The organism is Companilactobacillus metriopterae (assembly GCF_004117915.1).
GTDB classification, from domain to species: Bacteria; Bacillota; Bacilli; order Lactobacillales; family Lactobacillaceae; genus Companilactobacillus; species Companilactobacillus metriopterae.
Map to the genome: position 1 here is coordinate 1 of NZ_RSTD01000001.1, position 19,425 is coordinate 19,425.

The 19,425-nt window shown below is 32.4% G+C and carries 24 protein-coding genes; 8 read left to right on the plus strand and 16 right to left on the minus strand.

Annotation, left to right across the window (positions count from 1 at the left end; translation table 11 throughout):
* A partial coding sequence (locus tag EKN01_RS07850) for a hypothetical protein (RefSeq protein WP_206731609.1) occupies positions 1 to 208 on the plus strand: 208 nt, incomplete at its 5' end.
* Between the two features lie 121 nt (positions 209 to 329).
* Here EKN01_RS07850 and EKN01_RS07785 read toward each other — a convergent pair.
* From EKN01_RS07785 to EKN01_RS00035, 8 genes are all read right to left on the minus strand, one after another.
* On the minus strand, positions 330 to 473 hold the full coding sequence (locus tag EKN01_RS07785; RefSeq protein WP_164966335.1) for a hypothetical protein: 144 nt from the start codon (positions 471 to 473) through the stop codon (positions 330 to 332).
* 339 nt (positions 474 to 812) lie between these two features.
* On the minus strand, positions 813 to 1,736 hold the full coding sequence (locus EKN01_RS00005) for an ABC transporter ATP-binding protein (protein WP_129044447.1): 924 nt from the start codon (positions 1,734 to 1,736) through the stop codon (positions 813 to 815).
* Complete coding sequence (locus EKN01_RS00010; RefSeq protein ID WP_099974138.1) at positions 1,729 to 2,778, minus strand: ABC transporter ATP-binding protein; 1,050 nt, start codon at positions 2,776 to 2,778, stop codon at positions 1,729 to 1,731. Before EKN01_RS00010 ends, EKN01_RS00005 begins: the two co-directional genes overlap by 8 nt.
* A gap of 11 nt (positions 2,779 to 2,789) precedes the next feature.
* Complete coding sequence (locus EKN01_RS00015; protein ID WP_099974139.1) at positions 2,790 to 3,812, minus strand: ABC transporter permease; 1,023 nt, start codon at positions 3,810 to 3,812, stop codon at positions 2,790 to 2,792.
* Positions 3,812 to 4,744: an oligopeptide ABC transporter permease gene (gene opp3b, locus EKN01_RS00020; RefSeq protein WP_099974140.1), complete on the minus strand. Its 933-nt coding sequence runs from the start codon at positions 4,742 to 4,744 to the stop codon at positions 3,812 to 3,814. The genes EKN01_RS00015 and opp3b overlap by 1 nt, the downstream gene beginning before the upstream one ends.
* A gap of 17 nt (positions 4,745 to 4,761) precedes the next feature.
* A complete protein-coding gene (locus EKN01_RS00025) occupies positions 4,762 to 6,390 on the minus strand; it encodes a peptide ABC transporter substrate-binding protein (RefSeq protein ID WP_129044448.1) in 1,629 nt (542 codons plus the stop codon).
* Between the two features lie 135 nt (positions 6,391 to 6,525).
* Entirely contained in the window at positions 6,526 to 7,812 is a 1,287-nt protein-coding gene (gene hflX, locus EKN01_RS00030; protein WP_129044449.1) for a GTPase HflX, read from the minus strand.
* A 168-nt stretch (positions 7,813 to 7,980) separates the two neighbouring features.
* On the minus strand, positions 7,981 to 9,423 hold the full coding sequence (locus EKN01_RS00035) for an APC family permease (protein WP_129044450.1): 1,443 nt from the start codon (positions 9,421 to 9,423) through the stop codon (positions 7,981 to 7,983).
* 251 nt (positions 9,424 to 9,674) lie between these two features.
* Here EKN01_RS00035 and EKN01_RS00040 point away from each other — a divergent pair, with 251 nt between their 5' ends.
* From EKN01_RS00040 to EKN01_RS00055, 4 genes are read left to right on the plus strand one after another with little or no spacing between them, the layout of a single operon-like run.
* Positions 9,675 to 10,412: an amino acid ABC transporter ATP-binding protein gene (locus EKN01_RS00040; RefSeq protein ID WP_099974144.1), complete on the plus strand. Its 738-nt coding sequence runs from the start codon at positions 9,675 to 9,677 to the stop codon at positions 10,410 to 10,412.
* A 19-nt stretch (positions 10,413 to 10,431) separates the two neighbouring features.
* Positions 10,432 to 11,262: a glutamate ABC transporter substrate-binding protein gene (locus EKN01_RS00045; RefSeq protein ID WP_129044451.1), complete on the plus strand. Its 831-nt coding sequence runs from the start codon at positions 10,432 to 10,434 to the stop codon at positions 11,260 to 11,262.
* On the plus strand, positions 11,255 to 11,893 hold the full coding sequence (locus tag EKN01_RS00050) for an amino acid ABC transporter permease (RefSeq protein WP_129044452.1): 639 nt from the start codon (positions 11,255 to 11,257) through the stop codon (positions 11,891 to 11,893). The genes EKN01_RS00045 and EKN01_RS00050 overlap by 8 nt, the downstream gene beginning before the upstream one ends.
* A 15-nt stretch (positions 11,894 to 11,908) precedes the next feature.
* Entirely contained in the window at positions 11,909 to 12,562 is a 654-nt protein-coding gene (locus EKN01_RS00055) for an amino acid ABC transporter permease (RefSeq protein WP_099974147.1), read from the plus strand.
* A 32-nt stretch (positions 12,563 to 12,594) separates the two neighbouring features.
* Here EKN01_RS00055 and EKN01_RS00060 read toward each other — a convergent pair whose 3' ends face one another.
* The 4 genes from EKN01_RS00060 to EKN01_RS00075 all read right to left on the minus strand — a co-directional run bounded on the left by EKN01_RS00060 (position 12,595) and on the right by EKN01_RS00075 (position 14,863).
* Positions 12,595 to 13,338, minus strand: coding sequence for a 3-oxoacyl-ACP reductase (locus EKN01_RS00060; protein ID WP_129044453.1), 744 nt, complete (start codon positions 13,336 to 13,338; stop codon positions 12,595 to 12,597).
* Positions 13,335 to 13,559, minus strand: coding sequence for a DUF2829 domain-containing protein (locus EKN01_RS00065; RefSeq protein ID WP_129044454.1), 225 nt, complete (start codon positions 13,557 to 13,559; stop codon positions 13,335 to 13,337). Before EKN01_RS00065 ends, EKN01_RS00060 begins: the two co-directional genes overlap by 4 nt.
* On the minus strand, positions 13,556 to 14,056 hold the full coding sequence (locus EKN01_RS00070; RefSeq protein ID WP_129044455.1) for a QueT transporter family protein: 501 nt from the start codon (positions 14,054 to 14,056) through the stop codon (positions 13,556 to 13,558). The genes EKN01_RS00065 and EKN01_RS00070 overlap by 4 nt, the downstream gene beginning before the upstream one ends.
* 147 nt (positions 14,057 to 14,203) lie before the next feature.
* A complete protein-coding gene (locus EKN01_RS00075; RefSeq protein ID WP_129044456.1) occupies positions 14,204 to 14,863 on the minus strand; it encodes a histidine phosphatase family protein in 660 nt (219 codons plus the stop codon).
* Between the two features lie 74 nt (positions 14,864 to 14,937).
* Here EKN01_RS00075 and EKN01_RS00080 point away from each other — a divergent pair, with 74 nt between their 5' ends.
* Positions 14,938 to 15,609 (plus strand): TVP38/TMEM64 family protein, encoded by a 672-nt coding sequence (locus EKN01_RS00080; protein ID WP_129044457.1) that lies wholly within the window; start codon positions 14,938 to 14,940, stop codon positions 15,607 to 15,609.
* 12 nt (positions 15,610 to 15,621) lie between these two features.
* Here the strand turns inward: EKN01_RS00080 and lacD are convergent, their stop codons facing one another.
* From lacD to EKN01_RS00100, 4 genes are read right to left on the minus strand one after another with little or no spacing between them, the layout of a single operon-like run.
* Positions 15,622 to 16,608, minus strand: coding sequence for a tagatose-bisphosphate aldolase (lacD, locus tag EKN01_RS00085; RefSeq protein WP_129045231.1), 987 nt, complete (start codon positions 16,606 to 16,608; stop codon positions 15,622 to 15,624).
* Positions 16,609 to 16,667: 59 nt separating this feature from the next.
* Positions 16,668 to 17,180: a galactose-6-phosphate isomerase subunit LacB gene (gene lacB, locus EKN01_RS00090; protein WP_129044458.1), complete on the minus strand. Its 513-nt coding sequence runs from the start codon at positions 17,178 to 17,180 to the stop codon at positions 16,668 to 16,670.
* Positions 17,181 to 17,194: 14 nt separating this feature from the next.
* Complete coding sequence (gene lacA / locus EKN01_RS00095; protein WP_129044459.1) at positions 17,195 to 17,629, minus strand: galactose-6-phosphate isomerase subunit LacA; 435 nt, start codon at positions 17,627 to 17,629, stop codon at positions 17,195 to 17,197.
* Position 17,630: 1 nt separating this feature from the next.
* Positions 17,631 to 18,446 carry a DeoR/GlpR family DNA-binding transcription regulator gene (locus EKN01_RS00100; protein ID WP_241685218.1) on the minus strand — a complete coding sequence of 272 codons (816 nt, stop codon included), beginning with the start codon at positions 18,444 to 18,446 and terminating at the stop codon, positions 17,631 to 17,633.
* Between the two features lie 147 nt (positions 18,447 to 18,593).
* Here EKN01_RS00100 and EKN01_RS00105 point away from each other — a divergent pair, with 147 nt between their 5' ends.
* Positions 18,594 to 19,100, plus strand: coding sequence for a PTS sugar transporter subunit IIA (locus EKN01_RS00105; protein ID WP_129044460.1), 507 nt, complete (start codon positions 18,594 to 18,596; stop codon positions 19,098 to 19,100).
* Between the two features lie 15 nt (positions 19,101 to 19,115).
* Positions 19,116 to 19,415, plus strand: coding sequence for a PTS sugar transporter subunit IIB (locus EKN01_RS00110; RefSeq protein ID WP_129044461.1), 300 nt, complete (start codon positions 19,116 to 19,118; stop codon positions 19,413 to 19,415).
* Positions 19,416 to 19,425: the final 10 nt, after the last annotated feature.

Below are 19,425 nucleotides of genomic sequence, written 5' to 3' on the forward strand. Positions count from 1 at the left end.
AATTAATTATTGTGACTGTGTAAATCTTTCTGAAGAAGAGGATAGAGCAGATCTTGATAACTGTAATTGTTATGATTCATTAACAGACGATCAAGTATGTGGATACAAAGATAACAATGGAAACTTTGTAGAATGTATCTGCAATGCGGCACAAAGAGCTGTATGGAATCAAACGAGATTTAATAAGAACACTTATGCTTTCAATTAATTGTTGAAAAGAAAAGGGACTATCCATTTTGGATAGTCTCTTTTTTTGTTTTATTTAAGTTCAGAGAAAGGATATAAAAAAAAGACCACCCTAAACGGATAGTCTTTTTTATTTGGGTTAATTACTTTTGATCATCATCATTAATATCTTTATTAGAGAATCTATCTAAAGATGTTTCGTAGTTAGCTTTCATTATTTGAATAGTAGACTTAATATTTTCATTGTTAAAATCATTCTCAGATATCAAATCGATACTAAATTTCAAAGCGTTTAAGTAGTCACAGTATCATAGTAGGTCGATAGATATAGTTTGAATTTTATGTAATAGAAAGAGATAGACATTTATGCAAGTTCATAGTTTATTCATATAAATTTATTAATTACTTCTAATTGTCATAAAAATTTGGTCACAGGTCTAAGTTATTATAAATACATAGTCAAATAACAAAGAGGTGAAACGAATAAGCAATCGAAGCCGTATAGTAAATTTTTTTCAATAATATTCCCCCTATAAAACATTAATTCCCTTAATATATAAATATATTCTCCCCCCTAAAAGAATATACAAATAAAAAACTCCTATCATCAGTCGATAGGAGTTTTTTTATTTGATGTTAGCAGCTTCTTCTTCAGTACAGTAAAGGAAATGACCTGGTAATACTTCTCTGAATGAATGTTGATCTGTAAATGCTTGACTATGATCAAAATCAATTCTAGTACGTTTCTTTTCTGTTTCTGGATCTGGAATAGGTATAGCAGATAGAAGACTCTTTGTGTATGAGTGCAGAGGATTGTCATATATTTCATCAGCACTAGCTAGTTCGACGATCTTTCCATGGTACATAACAGCAATACGATCACTAATATATTTGACCATTGAAAGATCGTGAGCAATGAATAGGTAGGTAAGGCCACGTTCTTTTTGGATATCTTGAAGTAGATTTACTACTTGAGCTTGAATAGATACATCAAGGGCTGATATTGGTTCATCAGCAATAATAAATTGTGGGTCAACTGCTAAAGCACGAGCAATACCAATTCTTTGACGTTGTCCACCGGAAAACTCGTAGGGATAACGTGACATATGTTCAGGATTTAAGTTAACCATATCTAATAATTCAGCAATTTTTTCTTCACGTTCCTCTTTACCTGTGGCAATACCATGAATATCTAATCCTTCTGAAATAATATCTTTAACTTTCATTCTAGGGTTTAATGAAGCATACGGATCTTGAAAGATCATCTGCATTTCTTTACGAAATTTTTTCATATTTTTAGAATGATTTTTAATTTTAGATATATCTTGACCTTCAAACAAAATTTCACCGTCAGTTGGACTGTATAGACGGATTATAGATCTTCCTGTTGTACTTTTACCAGAACCTGATTCACCAACAAGACCTAAAGTTTCACCTTTATAAATGTAAAAAGAAACATCATCAATAGCTTTGACTTCATTCTTTTTGCCAATATTAAAATATTGTTTTAAATGTTTAACTTCAACAATTTTTTCTTTTTGATCAGCCATTATTTGTTTCTCCTAACTTTTTATATTCATCAAAACGTCTTTGGACAGAAGCAGGTGGGGTTACTTTTGGTGCATCAGGATGTAATAGCCAAGTTGCGGCATAATGATTTTTTGATACTTTAAAGAACGGTGGTTGTTCTTCAAGATCAATCTCTAGTGCATACTTGTTTCTAGGTGCAAAAGCGTCTCCTTTTGGAGGGTTGAGCAAGTTAGGTGGTGTACCAGGAATAGAATTTAGATGTTGATTTTCGTCAACATCTAAAGTAGGCATAGAGTCCAATAATCCCCATGTGTAAGGATGTTGAGGATTGTAGAAAATGTCATCTACATTTCCGTATTCGACTAATCTTCCTGCGTACATAACAGCAACACGATCAGCAATACCCGCAACTACACCTAAATCGTGAGTTATAAATATGATAGATGTACCAATTTTTTCTTGTAGTTCTTTAAGCAAATCAATGATTTGTGCTTGAACAGTTACATCAAGAGCCGTTGTAGGTTCATCAGCAATTAGAATTTCTGGATAATCTACGATAGCTATTGCAATAACAATTCTTTGACGTTGTCCACCAGAAAATTGGTGAGGGTAGTCATTCAATCTACCCTTAGCGTTAGGAATACCCACAAGATTTAGAACCTCTTCCGCACGCTTTAATGCAGCTTTTTTAGAAATGTTTTTATGAATACGTAGAGGCTCAGCGACTTGTTTACCAATTGTCATAGTAGGATCCAATGATGTCATAGGATCTTGGAAAATCATAGAAATTTTATTTCCACGAATCTTATCCATTTCCTTATCTGATTTTTTCAATAAATCATCGCCATGATATTTGATGCTACCATTAGTAATGTCAGAATTTGAGGCAAGTAATTGCATTATTGAACGAACAGTTATGGATTTACCAGAACCTGACTCACCAACTATAGCTAAAGTTTCACCTGCATTTAAATCAAAACTAACACCACGGATAGCATGGACAGTACCATTATAGGTATTAAAATTTACTTCTAAATCATTAACTTCTAAAATTTTATCCATTATTTTTCTCCTTAGTGGTCAGATTGAGGGTCAAATGCATCACGTAAACCATCACCTAGAAGGTTTGTACAAATCATGATGATACTCAAGATAATAGCAGGTGCCCACATTTGATATGGTAGGAATCTAAATGACAGTTGACCGTTTGATAGTAAAGTACCTAATGAAGCATTTGGAGCAGGAACACCGATACCGATATAACTTAAGAAGGCTTCAAAGAATATAGCGGTAGGAATTGTAAACATTGTTTGAATAATAATAGTTGAAGAAAGGTTAGGTATTAGATGTTTCATTGCAATTTTGAATGAAGATTCACCTAAAGTTCTGGCAGCTAATATATATTCTTGTTCTTTTAGTTGGAAAGTTTGGGCTCTGACAAGACGCGCCATAGTTACCCATTCTGTAACGGCAATGGCCAGGATAATTGAAGTGATGCCGGGTTGTAAAACAGAAATCATAAGTATAACAACAATTAAGTTAGGAACAGATGAAATTATTTCGATGAAACGTTGCATGAACGCATCCACACGTCCACCTCTCCATCCTGAGATAATTCCATAAGGTACACCGATAATTAAATCAACTAGTGTAGCAACGAAAGCAACAAATAATGAAAGTCTTGTACCATAGATAATTCTTGAAAGTAAATCTCTACCTAGGTAATCAGTACCTAAGATGTAATATTGACCTTTTGGTACATTTAATTGTTTATAAGCATCAACCATATGACCATTTTGATTTTGAAAACCATTAAATCCAGGTATATTTAGTTGGGCCAGTTTTGGTGGCAAATTAGCATATGTAACTTGCTGTGCATTTGGGTCGTGTGGAGCAATAAGGGGAGCTAAAATTGAGATTAAGATAATAATAACTAGAATAGTCAAGGTAACCATTGAAACTTTGTTAGAGAATAGTCGACGACGTACGTCTTGCATATAAGTTAGGGAAGGAGTATCAAGTTTTTCTTTATCTTGATCATTAGTTTTTGTAACTAATTTTAATTTATCTTTCGATATGTTAGGTAAATTTTCCATTACTCTTTTCCTCCGTTTCCTAATCTGATTCTTGGATCAACTATTCCGTAAAGAATATCCACTACTAAGTAAATTATGATTAATAAGAATGAGTAGAATATTGTAAGTCCCATGATTGTTGGATAATCATTAGTAATGATTGAAGAAACAAATTGATCACCAATACCTGGTATTGAGAATATATTCTCAACAACCATTGAACCGGTCATAATACCAACTGCCATAGGTCCAATAATAGTAATAATAGGAATTAATGAATTTCTTAAAGCGTGTTTAGCAACAACTTGCCAGCTACTGTTTCCTTTTGCTTTAGCTAGTTCAATGTAGTCACTACTTAAGACATCAACCATTTCAGTTCTCATAAATCTGGCAATATTACCAAGAGGTAAGGCTGCCAGAGCTAGTGTTGGCAAGATACTGGATTGGAAATTCTTCCATAGCGCAACAGGGAAAATACCCCATTTTAGTGCTAGATAGAACTGTAGAACAATAGCTAGAACGAATGAAGGTATTGAAAGTCCCAAAATTGAAAAGAATGTAGCTGTTGTATCAACCCATGTATCCTTCTTAAAGGCAGAAACAGCACCTAGTAGAATACCAAGGATAGTTCCTAAAATCATAGCTTGAGCACCAATTTGCATTGAAGGAGCTAGTCGGCTGGTGATTAATTCTGTAACAGGTTCATTATTGAACTGGAATGAAGTACCAAGATTACCATGTAGCAAACTATCTAAATATTTTAAATATTGAATCCAGATAGGTTGATCTAAACCGTATTGTTTCTTAACTAATGCAAGTTGTTCAGGTGCTAATCTATTTTGATTAGAGAAGGGTGTACCTGGAAGTAACTTCATTAGGAAGAAAGTAATAGTGGCAACGATGAACAAAGTAATGAATAAATATAGTATTCTTTTGAGAATATATTTTGTCATATTTTTTCCCCTAATTTTTATTTTTTGTAAGTAGTATCTAGGTTATAAAGACTAACTGGAGATATCTTATAATTCTTTAAGTTAGGACGAGTTAAGTTAGCTTGGACACTTTGGAACATTGGTATAACACCTTGTTCTTCAGTAATAATCTTAGTTGCTTTTATTAGATCGTTGTTTCTAGCAACTGGATCATTAGCATGTATTGTCTCACTATCGTTTATCAACTTGTCATATTCTTTATTACTATATTTACCATTATTTTGTGGATTTCCAGTAGTAAATAGGTTTAAGAATGTTATAGGATCAGGATAATCACCATTCCATAGCGATACAACCATATCAAAGTCACCAGAAGTTGAACGTTGTAATCTATTTTTAAATGGTACATTTTCAATTTTTACATTAATTCCAGGAAGATTTTTTTCCATCTGACTTTGTAAGAATTCACTTTGCTTAACAGAAATGTTGTCACCTAGAAGAGTGAATGTAAGATTCTTTTCACCTGTTTCTTTTAATCCTTCTTTCCACAATTTTGCAGCTTTTTTAGGATTATACTCAGAGTATTGCTTCAAACTATTAAGTTCAGGATTTTCTGTGAAGTCTTTACCAGTAGTAGGGTCTTTAGAAATTCCAGAAGGAACTACAGTAGAATCTAAGATGGCTGTTTTTCCTAAAACATTTTCAGTAAGTTCTTTTCTATCAAATGAAAGAGAAATAGCTTGTCTTATTTTTTGATTTCTTAAAACAGGATCTTTTGCTTGATTCAGTTCAATGTATGCAGTAGAAGGTTGTTTATCAATAGAAAAATCCTTGCTTGTGGCAACTTGTCTTGCGGTATCACCACCGATTTTCTCGAAACGATCTACCATGTGTGTATCATAGAGATTAATACCAGTGTTACTGTCTTTAATTACATCGTATGTAACTGTATCAAGTTTTACATTGTTTTTATTCCAATACTTATCATTCTTTACTTCGGTCCAAGTCATGTTACCAACCTTCCAATTGACTAGCTTAAATGGTCCGTTGAAAACCATTTTGCTACTATCTAGACCGTATTGTTTACCAGCTGCAACTACAGTTGGTTTATACAATGGATAGAACTGAGAACTAGTCATTAAAGCATTGAAGTAAGGAATGGGTTGATCCAAGTCTACTTGAAGTTTATATTTTCCTAATGCTTTTATACCCAATGAATCTACAGGCTTTTTACCTATCATAATGTCATCGGCGTTTTTTACACCACTATAGATATAGGCATATTGTGAAGCAGTTTGAGGATCAACGATTCTTCTCCATGCGTAAACAAAGTCGTCAGCTGTAACATACTTACCGTTTGACCACTTGGATTTACGTAATTCAAATGTATATGTTTTTCCCCCATTAGTTGGTTTGACAACTGATTTTGCCAAATCAGGTTCTAACTTATCACCATCGTATCTATACAAACCAGACATGGTGTTAGTTAAGTTTTGTGCACCATACATATCTGTATTTAGGGATGAGTCCATAGTATTAATTTGTGTAGATGAAGTAAGTTCAAGTGTTTTTTTATCGCTGGTTTCATTATTATTGCCACAACCGACTAATAATGTAGTGAGTAAAAAAACTGGTAATAAAGCCAGAAATATTTTCTTTTTATTCATTATTAAACCCCCTTAAGGCTTATCATATTATTAGATTACTATAAATATTATTAAATTCAAGAAATTAATATTAAAAAAACTCTAATTTAATAAAAACTAAGTATTTTCAAAATAAAAAGACCTAACTTCAATTAGTTAGGCCTTTTTTAGGTATTTATCATATTGTTTAATTTCATTTGGAGAAAATTTAACTTTAATATAAGTTCCTTCATTTTGGAATTCTTTTTCAACAACTTGCGATTTTCTAAGAATTTGTTCAGCAATTTTTTGATCAGTATAGGGAACAATTAACTCCACAGTTTCAAAGTTAGAAAAAATTCTTTCTTTGATCAAATTTAGTAGTTCCTTAATTGAGTTTTCATCTCTTGCAGAATAATAAAGGTTATCACCTTCAATAGTAGGGAATGTCATACCTTCTTTTAGATCCGCCTTGTTGTAAGCATAAATCATTGGTTTATCCGTTACACCAATTTCTTTAAGTGTTTGTTCAGTAACTTCAATCATTTTTTTAGAATTTTCATCACTAACATCGATCACTTGAACTAAAAGATCAGCGTTCTGTGCTTCTTTAAGTGTAGTTTTAAATGATTCAACTAATTTATGGGGTAACTTACTAACAAATCCCACTGTATCAGATAGTAAAAAAATAGTATTATCCTCTAATTCAATGTTACGTACACTGGTATCTAGTGTTGCAAACAACATATCTTTTTCGAAAACTTTTCGATCTTGTGAGTCTTCCTTATTAAAATTCAAAAGTCCATTCATAGTTGTAGACTTGCCGGCATTAGTATAACCCACTAGAGATACTAGTGGAGTTGAGTTACTAGTTCTTTTGCGACTCTGTATATCTAATGTTTTATCGACATCGGCTAATTGTGATTTTAAATATGTAATTCTTTTTCTAATAACACGACGATCTAATTCTAATTTTGTTTCACCAGCACCACGGTTAGCTACTGCTCCAGATCCACCGGCACTAGATTGTTGATCTAATGGATTACCTGACGGGTGAATGCGTGGCAATTGATATTCTAATTTTGCAATTTCAACTTGTAGCTTAGCCTGTTTTGTTTGAGCTCGATTTGAGAAAACTTGCAGTATTAGTTCAGTTCTATCCATGAAGCTTAACTTCGTAGCTTTTTCTAAATTTCTAATTTGAGATGGGGTTAATTCGTCATTTAAAACAATAGTTGTGACATCATTGTTTTCTGCAATCTGGGCAATCTCTTCTACTTTACCCTTACCAAAGTAGGTAGAACCACTAACATGGTCAAGATTTTGTTTTATAACTTCAGCTACTTCCATGTTATTTGCATTTACCAACGATTCTAATTCTTCCATAGTATAATCAAAATCTGATTGTAAATGACTAACTCCAGCAATAATTACTCTTTGTTTTTCAATATTTGTGTTGTCCATATAATCCTCCTGGATTAGTTAGAAATATCCTAGAGGTATTTCTAAAATTATTTTAACTTTTTAACTTTTAACATTTTATTTCTCATGATAATCAGTCCCTTCGATTCCTAATATCATAACATTTTTTAATTTAAAATAAAAAAGCTATCAAAATTAAGATAGCTTTTTTTAGTTTCTTCTTTCATATTTGGCAATTATTGGCAAAATAGCTCCGATGGCAACCATAATCAAAGGCTCAGAAATATTCAGTATAAGTGTATGGTACCAAGTTGTAGTGCCAAATTTGGCATCAGCAGGGATGATTCCAAGCGTTGCAGCGGAAAAGGTTAAAGTTAAGCACCATATACCAGCTATTATTGCTAAATTTCTGTTATTTATAAACCTGAATTCCGAGTTAAATTTATCATCTTTAAATCTCAGTATTATGAAAGAACTAAAAACAAAACATGAGGCATATGGTGAAATAATTCCATTTAGGCTAAGTAGTTGATTAAAAATGTCGTTCATATTTGGAAGGGTAGCACTTAAAACCATTATAAATGTGCAAATTCCTGCAGTCAGCCAATATCCATTAATGGGCAATCCTCTTTTATCTAGCTTAGTTAAGGCTTTTGGTAAATAATCTTTTGCAGTATCAGATAGAAACATTCGAGTTCCAGCATCTAGTAAGACAGCTAATTGTGCCATCATATAGATAGCTTGTGTAATCGAGAATGTATATAGAAATAGTTTTCCTAATCCAAAATGATTGCCCATAGCTTCAAAAGCGTAGTATGAACCATTCATTTTTAAATCATGCGGTAAGCTATGTGCATTGAAAAATACACCTAGAGAAAATGATCCTAAAACTGTAAGGAATCCTGTCATTATTGCCAAAAGCCACATTGCTTTAGGAAAATCTCTTTTGCCATCTTTCATTTGGCTAATGTAAGGACCGACATATTCTGAACCGCTCATTGCAAAGATAACCAAACTAAATGTAGAAATATAATGAAGATCTAATTTAGGAATAAATGATTTCAAGTTGAATGGTTGTGTACTAGGAGCATTGCCGGTTCCAAGATAAACGAACGTCAACATTACATAAAGAACTGTAATTATAAACATTGCACTTCCACCAATTATTGCCAACCACTTGATAGAGTTTTTCAATCGGTGCTGTATGAAAATAAAAGTAATAAATATGGCAGCGGTTAGCAAAGCAAAAGTGCTGTTACTCATTGATTTAGAAATTGAATTGTTACCAGTTAAAATCCAACCAAATGAAATTAAAGTAGAGTTTGCAACATCAACTATATATGGAAGACAAGAAATCCAGTATACCCAGGCGCAAATATATCCCCAAGTATTTCCACTAGTTTCTCTTACCCATGAAGTTAGCCCACCTGAGTCCCCAGAAAAAGCAGAACCTAGATTACCGACCATCATTTCATATGGTACGACAAATAAAACTAGCATTAAAATCCAGGTAGTAACGACACCTAGTCCTTGATTCTTAAAATTGTAAATAAGATCGTCAAAGCTAATAACTGTGACAAAATCTAGTAAGGCAATAACCGGCCAAGAAATATAGGATTTTTTGGAAGTAATTTCAGTGAGTTTATTATCCAAAATAATCCACCTCCATTTTTAACATAGAATTAATATTATAAGTAAAAATAAAAGCTAAAGCTATAATTTTTTGATCAACACATTAGATAAGTTTCGAAAATTAGAATAATATTTGAATTAGATCTATGATTATTGTAATCGGAAGTATTTAATCGCTGTTATTAAAAGACTTGCTTAAGAAGTCTTTTAATATTAGAATATTTTTAATGAGTCTTTAACGATTAACTAATAAATGAAGGGAGTCAGGGAATATGTCAATGATTGAATTTCGTGACGTTCAAAAATATTATGGGAAGTTTCACGCATTAAAAGATATTAATTTGGAAATTGATAAGGGAGAAACTGTAGTTTTAATAGGACCGTCAGGTTCTGGTAAGAGTACTCTTGCTAGAACTGTAAATGGTCTGGAAACTATTCAAGAAGGTCAGCTTATTGTAAATGGTCATGATATTGCTGATAGAAAAACAGATATAAATCGTATTAGAACAGATGTAGGTATGGTATTCCAACATTTTAATTTATATCAAAACAAAAACGTTTTAGAGAATGTCATGTTAGCACCTAGGATAGTTTTGAAATTAGATGAAACTGAAAATAAAAAAAGAGCTATGGACATTTTGGATCAGGTTGGTTTAGCTGATAAAGCTGAGAATATGCCATCTCAAATCTCAGGTGGTCAAGCTCAACGTGTGGCAATTGCACGTTCACTAGCAATGCGACCTAAGTGTATGTTATTTGATGAACCAACGAGTGCTTTGGATCCTGAAATGATTGATGATGTTTTAAGAGTTATAAAATATGTTACAAGTCAAAGTGATATGACAAGCTTGATCGTTACCCATGAAATGGGATTTGCTCAAGAAGTTGCAAACAGAGTTATTTTTATGGATCAAGGACAAATATTGGCTGACGATGAAACAAGTAAATTCTTTGAAAATCCATCTAATCCGAGAGCTAAACAATTCTTAAGTAAGATAATTAAACATTGATATAGGGGAGGAATAATATATGAAATTTAAAAAATATTTACTATTAATTTCAACCCTATTTCTAGCTTTAATATTGTTGAGTGGTTGTGGTCAAAAGCCATTATCAAAACAAAATATTTTAGACAATGATAAAGAATCAAAAACAATTACTTGGGGTGTTAAGGCCGATACAAAATTAATAGGATTGATTGATGTTAAAGATGGTGAAGACAAGGGATTTGAGATTGATTTAGCCAAAGCAATTACTAAAAAAATGCTTGGTAAAGATGCTAAAGCAAAATTTGTAACCGTTACATCTCAATCAAGAATTCCTCTTTTGAAAAATGGTAATATAGATGCAATTATTGCTACTATGACAATTACACCAGATAGAGAAAAGGTTCTTGATTTCTCAGATTCATATTTTGATGCTGGTCAATCTATTCTTGTAAAAGACGGATCTGATGTTAAAAAAGTTAGTGATCTTAATGGTAAAACGGTAATCGGCGTTGTGGGATCAAACTCAGTTCAGAATGTTCAAAAATACGCGCCAGATGCTAAAGTTCTACAGTTACCAGATTATGCACAAGCTATGACAGCATTGAAATCTGGACAGGGTGATGCTCTAACAACAGATAATGTTATTTTGGCAGGTATGGCTGTTCAAAATCCTGGTTATGTTGTTCAAGGAAAACCATTTACTGTGGAACCATATGGGATTGGAATTAATAAAGGTCAAGATGATTTCAAACAAGCTATCAATAAAGCTTTGGAAGAAGTTATTAAAGATGGAGAATATAATAAGCTAATTAAAAAATGGTTTGGGGATGTTCCCGGTTTTAACTATAAGGAGGTGCTAAGATATGATTAAACTTTTTGTAGATAATTGGTCTCAATTTCTTACAGGATTCGGTTGGACTTTGTTATCAAGTGTCTTGGCATTATTCTTTAGTTTAATTTTAGGATCATTCTTCGCTATTCTGGAAGTTATACCTAATAAGTTTGCTAGAATTGTTGGTAATGTTTATGTAGAAATTTTTAGAAATATTCCATTATTAGTTATCACAATGTTCTTTTATCTAGTAATACCAATGTATGTTGTGAAAATTAATGGCTTTGCTGCTGGTACAATTGGATTAACAATCTATACATCAGCTTTTATCGCTGAAACAGTTCGTGCTGGTATTAATTCAGTGGATGTCGGACAAATGGAAGCATCTCGTTCAAACGGTATGACATATGTGCAAGCAATGCGCTATATTGTTTTGCCACAAGCATTTAAATATGTAATTCCACCGCTAGGAAATCAATTCGTAAACCTAGTTAAAAATTCAAGTGTGTTAGCCTTTGTGGCTGGATTTGATTTGATGTATCAAGGTAATTCAATTGCATCCACTACATTTGAAACAGTTAATACATATTTTGTAGTAGCCATTTTCTACCTTATTATTACTTTACCAATCAGTTACTACATGCAGCACTTAGAGAGAAAGATCGTCTAGAAGGAGGAAAATATTATGCAAACATTTATCGACGCTTATTCACCAGTTAATATATTATTCCTTCTAAAGGGTCTATTAGTTACTATTGAAATTTCTGTAATTTCTCTGGTTATCAGCTTCATATTAGGATCTGTTTTAGGAATAATTAGATATTCTAAAATTCCATATTTTTCAAAATTTATTGGATTGATAATTGATATTGTACGTAATCTACCACTATTGTTGATTATCTTCTTTACATATTTTGGCTTGCCAGCGTTTGGATTCAAACCGGATACTATTCCAGCCGCAATATTAGCAATTTCGGTATTTGAATCAATGATGATTGCTGAAATTATTAGATCTGGTATTAACGCCGTTGATATTGGACAAATGGAGGCTTCAAGGGCGAACGGTATGACGTTTATTCAAGCAATGTGGCATGTTGTATTGCCTCAAGCATACAAGAAAATGATACCTGCACTAGTTAGTCAGTTCATTTCTTTAATTAAGGATACATCGTTAGCTACAATCATTGTTGTTCCTGAATTAATGCAACATGGTCAAGTAGTCTATGGTCAAGATCCCAACTTTATCGTTCCTATCTTTGTAGCGATGGCTGTAATGTATTTCGTTGTGTGTTATGCACTGTCATTATTGTCAAAAGTTATTGATAGAAGAATGGCATAAAAAAACACCTTACAATGTAAAGGTGTTTTTTATTATATTTTCTTCCCCAGAATAAAACCGGCATCGATAGGTATGTTAGCTCCATAAATATATTTGGAACTATCACTAGCTAAAAATAATGTTAATTCTGCAACTTCACTAGGATCAGCATAACGTTTAATAAGGGTTTCAGAGGCAACTCTTTTAGCAACTTCAGCGTTATTATTAAAATCTTCTTTTGTCATATAAGTTTTAACAGCGCCGGGTGATATACAATTTGCTCTTATTCCTTTTTTTCCATAGTCGAAGTTCAGTTGCTTTGTGTAACCAACGATAGCATGCTTTGAAGCAGTATAAGCAGCTCCACCTCCACTTGCAATCATTCCGGCAATTGAAGCCATATTTACTACCACTAAAGGTGATTTGGTCGAGATGCTTTTTTCTACCATTACGTTTGTAACGGTAAACATACTGGTTAAATTAGTATTTATGACCTTATCCCATTTATATCTTGAGGTTTCCAGACTGGGAGAAAAATCATCCAAAATACCAGCAGTATTACAAACTATATCAATGTTATTTAATGTATTTAAGTGATCTATAATGTTATTAGAATCGTTGATATCAATTAATTTAAAATTAAAGTTATTCTGTTTAATGTTACATTTAGATTTATCTACAGCAAAAACAATTGCGCCTTGATCAAGAAAAGCTAAGCACTGTGCTTTTCCAATTCCACTACTAGCACCAGTTATAAAAATCTTTTTTCCTTTTAAATCAGGGTAGATAGCAGTCATTCTACAATTTCCCAATCATTTGCTAGAATTTCACAGGTATTGGGTTGAAATATTGAAAGACTAGGATTTTCGTCAGTTTTAATGAGTAGAAAAGGATTTACATTGTCTCCTGAGATTTTTAAATCAGTCACTTCAAATATATATTCCTCACCAACAGACCAACTTTTGCGACGAGCTTTTTTACCGTTTTCAATCTCTTTTAATACATCTGAGAATTTCATTTGATTATTTTTCCTTCACTAAAGTTTATTTTTCTAGAAACAAGATCGACAATGATTGCACCGATGAACATGGAAATAAATTCACCAATTGTAACGGTTAACCATGTCAATAATAGCGGTAACTTCATGTATATGTTTAATTCTAATGCAACTATAAATGTACCAGGTAGCTGGCAAAATGTTGCAATAATGTATTTGTAGTATTTATTCTTGATGTTTTTTGCAAATAACCAGGTTAATGTTGTGCAAATAAGTGAAGCTATAGTTCCAAAAATCATATCTATCAAACCTAATGGCGAAAATATATTTGCGATAAAGCAACCTAAGGTTATCGCAAAAATATATTTTTTATTGAATGCTGCAAGGTGATTGAACAACTCAGAAATTCTTAGTTGAATTGCTCCGTAACTAAACGGTGCAATAGCAAGTGTCACAGCAACATATAAGGCTGCTACTATACCTACTGAAATTATGTTATTTTCGGTACTTCGCTTCATGGATAAATACTTCCTTAACTGTGTGATTTTTTAAGACAGGGTGCCACAAACTGTCATTGTTACAATAAATATTATACTCTAAAATTTTTTTGAATTTTTGTTTTATTATCGTATCTAGGATATAAAAAAACACCTCTAAGGGTGTTTTTATCCTAAAATTTCGTTGTAAGTTTCCATAACATTTACGCCATTGTCTCTGACCATACGACTTAATGAAGCATTTCTAGGACCAGTAAATGTATTGAAGGCCTCTTTTTTATATTTATCAGCAAGAGATTGAATAGTTGTACCGTGAGAAACTAGTAAAATCTTGTCACCATCTTTGGCAATTTTATCTAATTTTTCAAATCCCTTGTCAATTCTTGCCCAGTATTCTTCTGCGTTTTCAGCCATGTGAGAAGGATCTGCTTCTTTCATAAAGTTTTTAGAAGCATCTAGGCCATATTTTTCGTTAATTTCAGGGAATGAGAATACACCATGTGGTTGTCCAGCCATTAGCCAGGCTTCATCAGAGTTCATTCCTTCAAAGTATCCATAGAATTCTTCTCTAAATTCCTTGATAGTATCTTGTTTTAACTTATCTTTGTTTACATTTTGTTGAAGGATAATACGACAAGTGGACATTGCACGAGTTGTATCAGAAGAAAGAGCAATATCAAACTTAATATCCTTAAGTGCTAATGCGGCTTTTTCTGCAACCAAAACTCCTGCTTCTGTAAGAGGTGTATCAGACCAACCTTGCATTTTTTTAAATGTATTGAAAACAGTTTTACCGTGCCTAATAAAGTAAATTTCGTATTTTGACATTTAATCACTCCTAGTCTTAATAGTACTATTCTACTATAATTAGACTAACGTTTAAATTAAAAGGGCGGATAAGATTGAAATTAGACAGTTCTAAAAAATATATTTATTTAACATCGTTATTAGCTGTTATTATTATTCTAATAATAATTTTAAGGGAGTGGGGAAATCTGCAACCTGTTTTTTCTATGTTAAATTTAGAAAAGTTTCTGACTAGTATTAAGCAATATAGATTTTTAGACATATTTCTATTTTTACTTTTATTAGCTTGTTGCTCCATCGTGCCAGGATTACCTGTATCAGTTATAGGAATTTTGTCAGGTATAATTTTTGGTAAAATCATAGGTTCGTTTATTAATGTTGCGGGAATGGTAGCTGGAAATTTGATTGCTCAGCGCATATTTATTAACTTTAATGAACACATAGATAAACGAAAAAAGAAAACGAAATTTGGTCAAAAAATTAGATCTATGAATCATCCCAGTATGGGAATTGTGATAGGTTATGCGATACCTTTTATTCCAACATCAATTATCAGTTTAACCTCTGTAAGTACCAATTTATCTAGAAAAAAAGTTATCACAGCTACAATTATTGGTAGCTTACCCATGGCAATAATTTATGCACTGGGAGGCAATGCAATCATCCAGAGCCATTTTAAGGAGCTAGTTGTATTGTCTGTAATTATATTGTTGCTAGTTTTACTAATATTTTTAATAGATAAGGATAGAAAAAAGACCTCAATTTGAGGTCTTTTTTTATTAAACAGTTTGTCTTACTTTTTTAAACCAAGGAGTAGCCGTTTCTTTAAGAACGTTGTTTAACTCTTCTATGTTCTTTTTACCTTCAGTATCCATCCATTCAATACCTGCTTCTTCACCATCTTTTGCATAAGGTTCTATTGCACCTTTCCAAGTTGCACGTCCACACAGAACACCATTAAAATCAGCACCAGCTTCTTTGGCTAAAATTAGCTCTGTTCTGAATGTTTCAGCACTAACACCAGCACTTAAAAAGATATATGGCAAATCAGTTGCCTCACTTTGTTCTTTGAAATAATTTAAAGCTTCATCTTTTGTGTAAACACTTAGATTTGAACCGTTGTATCCATCAACATAGTCTAAATTAATAGGAACTTCGACTTTTAGTACATCAATGTTATAGCGAGGTTTTGAAAATTCACGCATTGCTTCGATAACTTTATGTGGTTTAACTTTTGCATATTCTGAACTTTTGGCATCAGTAATATTTGCATCATATGAAACTAGTTCAACAAATAGTGGGATGTCTTCTGCAACACATTCAGAACCAATACGTTCCACAAAAGCTTCTTTTTGTTCGTTTATTTTTTTATCTTCATCAATATCGATATAGAGTAGGAATTTAATTGAATCAGCACCAGCTTCTTTTAGGTTTTTTACAGACCATTCCGGAATTAAATCGGGCATTCTTCCTGGTTCTGTAGTATCATATCCGGTTTTTTCGTATGCAACTAATAAACCTGTATTATCAGCACGAACCTTAGCTGCAGGTAATCCATATTCAGGGTCTAAAAGAATAGAAGATGCATAAGGTGTCAGTTCACTAGAAATTGCTTTTTTGAATTCAACAATATCATTTTCATTTGGTGTATCGGAATAACTAGCTAGCATTTTTTTCAGAGATCCTCGTTGATCAATAGCTAAAGCAGCTATTATTCCATCGTTGTTTGACATTTTTTCAAGTTGTTTATATTTATTAGGAGTCATCATAATTAATTTCCTCTTTATTTAAATTATTTTAAAAGCGTTTTCTTTTAACGCAAATGTTAGTCATGATAATGACCCTGATCCCATAATACCAATTCATGACTGAAAAAATTGGGGTTATCGTGTTGCTCGGGATTATCAGGCTCTAGATCATCTATTTTTTTAATTATTTCATCATCTTCACCCAAATAATTTGCCTTCAAGAACGTTTTAACTATTTCTTCAGCTAGATGTTCTCCAACAACTGCGCCTCCAAAGCTAATAACATTTGCATTAAGGTGTTCTTTTGCATATTTTGCTGCAGTTGTATCAGCTACCAGTGCAGAACGAATCCCTTTGTTTTTATCGGCGGCTGTAGAAATACCAACACCTGTTCCGCAAAGAACAACACCATAATCCGCATCTTTATCTCGAACCAAGTCAGCAACTTTTAAACCATAAATAGGGTAGTGAGTTCTAGTATTATCGTAAGTTCCTACGTCAATCACTTCATGTCCAAGTGATTTTAACATATCAGAAATTTGTATCTTTACTTCAGTGACAATATGGTCATTACCAATAGCAATTTTCATTATTTTATTTCCTCCTAAACCAGTTTTTCTAACATATCTAGTCTTATTTGATGTCTTCCGCCGGCATAGTTAACACCTAGATATTCATCTACGATTGACTCAGCACGTTTTTTTCCCACAATTCCTGAACCAATTGCAATCGCCTTTGCACCGTTATGTTCTGTTGTCATATGAGCTGTGTTTTCCTCAGTTACATTAGCGGTAACCATTCCATGAATTTTATTACTTGCCATTGCTGATCCAACGCCATATTCATCAAATATAATTCCTCGATCGGCTTTTTTATTTAGTATATAGTTAGAAAGTTCAACTGAAGAATCAACAAAATCATCAAATGGTTCTTCTGCAAGATCAACTACTTTGTAGTCTTTATTTTTATTTTTTAAATATTCTTTAATATAGTTTTTCAATTCCATCCCATATTTATCTGAAGCTAATGCAATTATCATTTTATTTCCTCCTAATTTCTGTCAATAGTGAAACATATTGCTGATAATAATCTATGGTTTCATAAGAATTATTCTTATTTGTAATCAAGTAATCCGCATCTGTAAGATTATAGAATACATAAAAATCATTTTTGTTAAGTTTATGTTTATCAGCTGTTATATATTTTGTCGTCGAATTATTTAAAGCAATATTTTGTAGTTCACCTTCTTCTGTGTTTGCTGTCATTAAATCGGCATTTTTAATTCCATTCACTCCGATAAAAGCTTTGTCGAATTTTAATGATTCTATAGTATTGTTTGCAACAGTACCTATTAATGTACCCGAACGTTTCCGGTATGTTCCCCCAGTTAGTATAAGTTCACAATCAACATTTTCATTGATAAAACTCTGAAAAACATCAACGCTTATTGTTATGACTCTTATGGAATGAACGTCTTTAATATATTGGGCTATAAGTTCTAAAGTAGTTCCCGGACCGATAAAAATCGTCTCGAAGTCCTTAATCTCATTTGCAGCTATTTTTGCAATTTCTTGTTTTTCCTTTAGATTAATAGAACGTTTATCCCTGATAGAAGCTTCTTCACCGGTTGTAGAATTTATTTTTTGTGCGCCCCCATGAATTCTTATGAGTTTGCCAGAGCTTGCTAGCTCGTCTAAATCTCTTCTTATAGTCATATCAGAAACATTCAATTTCTCAGTAAGGTCATTTACTGTAATGACATTTTTCTCGTCTAAGTTGGATAGTATTTTGATAAATCTCTCTTTTTTTAACAAGAAATCGCCTCTTTTTTGTTTGGTTTTGTTAACTTCAAACATAATTTAACATTACCTTTCGCTTCTGTCAACACCTGGAAATGCTGATTTAACAGCGTTGAAAAACATTTCAGGAAAATATTGACATATTTTGTGAAAGCGTTAACATATAGTTGCAAACAAAAACAAACAAAAGGGCAGGCGATGTATATGACTGTGGAAACGACAGATAAATTGTTCTATTCAGAAGAGGTTTTTATATCAAACGCTAACAGCCAAGTTGAAGTTTTCGAGGAAATATATAAGAAATTGTATAAGGAAGATTTAGTTACGAAAGAATTTTTAGCCAATTTAGAAGAACGAGAAAAAAATTATCCTACAGGAATAGATATGTCAGTAGTTTCAACTCAAATTCCTAATATTGCGATTCCGCATACAGAAAGTGAATTTGTAAAAACAACTATGGTTGTACCCGTGAAATTAAAAAATGAAATTACTTTTAACAATATGATTGACCCTTCGAAGAATTTTAAAGTTAAATTTCTATTTATGATTTTGAATGATAATCCAGAAGGCCAATCAAATATTTTAGCAAGAATAATGGATTTTATGTCAAGAACTTCTGAGAATGAATTAATTACCTTTTTTAAATTAGAAGATACTGAGAGTATCTACAAATTTCTAACCAGAAAATTTGCGCAGTATGCACAAGATTAAATTAAAAGGAGAAAAATTATGTTTAAAATTTTAGCAGCTTGTGGAGCAGGAGTAAATTCATCACATCAAATTAAGGATGCACTTGAAACGGAAATGAAAAATCGTGGTTATGATGTTCAGTGCGATGCAGTAATGGTAAAAGATATTACAGAAGATATGATTGGAAATTATGATTTATTTACCCCAATTTCAAAAACAGATTTAGGATTTAACATTAGTATTCCTGAGGTTGATGCAGGACCTATTTTGTATCGCATGCCTGCTATGGCAAAACCTGTATATGATCAAGTAGAAGAAGCAATAAAAAATAGCTAATAAAAAAGAT

What these genes read in the sequence shown, in the direction of transcription:
- EKN01_RS00005 (WP_129044447.1), bottom strand. Translation starts at nt 1,736, where the DNA reads ATGGCTGATCAAAAAGAAAAAATTGTTGAAGTTAAACATTTAAAACAA.
- EKN01_RS00010 (WP_099974138.1), bottom strand. Translation starts at nt 2,778, where the DNA reads ATGGATAAAATTTTAGAAGTTAATGATTTAGAAGTAAATTTTAATACC.
- EKN01_RS00015 (WP_099974139.1), bottom strand. Translation starts at nt 3,812, where the DNA reads ATGGAAAATTTACCTAACATATCGAAAGATAAATTAAAATTAGTTACA.
- opp3b (WP_099974140.1), bottom strand. Translation starts at nt 4,744, where the DNA reads ATGACAAAATATATTCTCAAAAGAATACTATATTTATTCATTACTTTG.
- EKN01_RS00025 (WP_129044448.1), bottom strand. Translation starts at nt 6,390, where the DNA reads ATGAATAAAAAGAAAATATTTCTGGCTTTATTACCAGTTTTTTTACTC.
- hflX (WP_129044449.1), bottom strand. Translation starts at nt 7,812, where the DNA reads ATGGACAACACAAATATTGAAAAACAAAGAGTAATTATTGCTGGAGTT.
- EKN01_RS00040 (WP_099974144.1), top strand. Translation starts at nt 9,675, where the DNA reads ATGTCAATGATTGAATTTCGTGACGTTCAAAAATATTATGGGAAGTTT.
- EKN01_RS00045 (WP_129044451.1), top strand. Translation starts at nt 10,432, where the DNA reads ATGAAATTTAAAAAATATTTACTATTAATTTCAACCCTATTTCTAGCT.
- EKN01_RS00050 (WP_129044452.1), top strand. Translation starts at nt 11,255, where the DNA reads ATGATTAAACTTTTTGTAGATAATTGGTCTCAATTTCTTACAGGATTC.
- EKN01_RS00055 (WP_099974147.1), top strand. Translation starts at nt 11,909, where the DNA reads ATGCAAACATTTATCGACGCTTATTCACCAGTTAATATATTATTCCTT.
- EKN01_RS00060 (WP_129044453.1), bottom strand. Translation starts at nt 13,338, where the DNA reads ATGACTGCTATCTACCCTGATTTAAAAGGAAAAAAGATTTTTATAACT.
- EKN01_RS00065 (WP_129044454.1), bottom strand. Translation starts at nt 13,559, where the DNA reads ATGAAATTCTCAGATGTATTAAAAGAGATTGAAAACGGTAAAAAAGCT.
- EKN01_RS00070 (WP_129044455.1), bottom strand. Translation starts at nt 14,056, where the DNA reads ATGAAGCGAAGTACCGAAAATAACATAATTTCAGTAGGTATAGTAGCA.
- EKN01_RS00075 (WP_129044456.1), bottom strand. Translation starts at nt 14,863, where the DNA reads ATGTCAAAATACGAAATTTACTTTATTAGGCACGGTAAAACTGTTTTC.
- lacD (WP_129045231.1), bottom strand. Translation starts at nt 16,608, where the DNA reads ATGACTCCTAATAAATATAAACAACTTGAAAAAATGTCAAACAACGAT.
- lacB (WP_129044458.1), bottom strand. Translation starts at nt 17,180, where the DNA reads ATGAAAATTGCTATTGGTAATGACCATATTGTCACTGAAGTAAAGATA.
- lacA (WP_129044459.1), bottom strand. Translation starts at nt 17,629, where the DNA reads ATGATAATTGCATTAGCTTCAGATAAATATGGGATGGAATTGAAAAAC.
- EKN01_RS00100 (WP_241685218.1), bottom strand. Translation starts at nt 18,446, where the DNA reads ATGTTTGAAGTTAACAAAACCAAACAAAAAAGAGGCGATTTCTTGTTA.
- EKN01_RS00105 (WP_129044460.1), top strand. Translation starts at nt 18,594, where the DNA reads ATGACTGTGGAAACGACAGATAAATTGTTCTATTCAGAAGAGGTTTTT.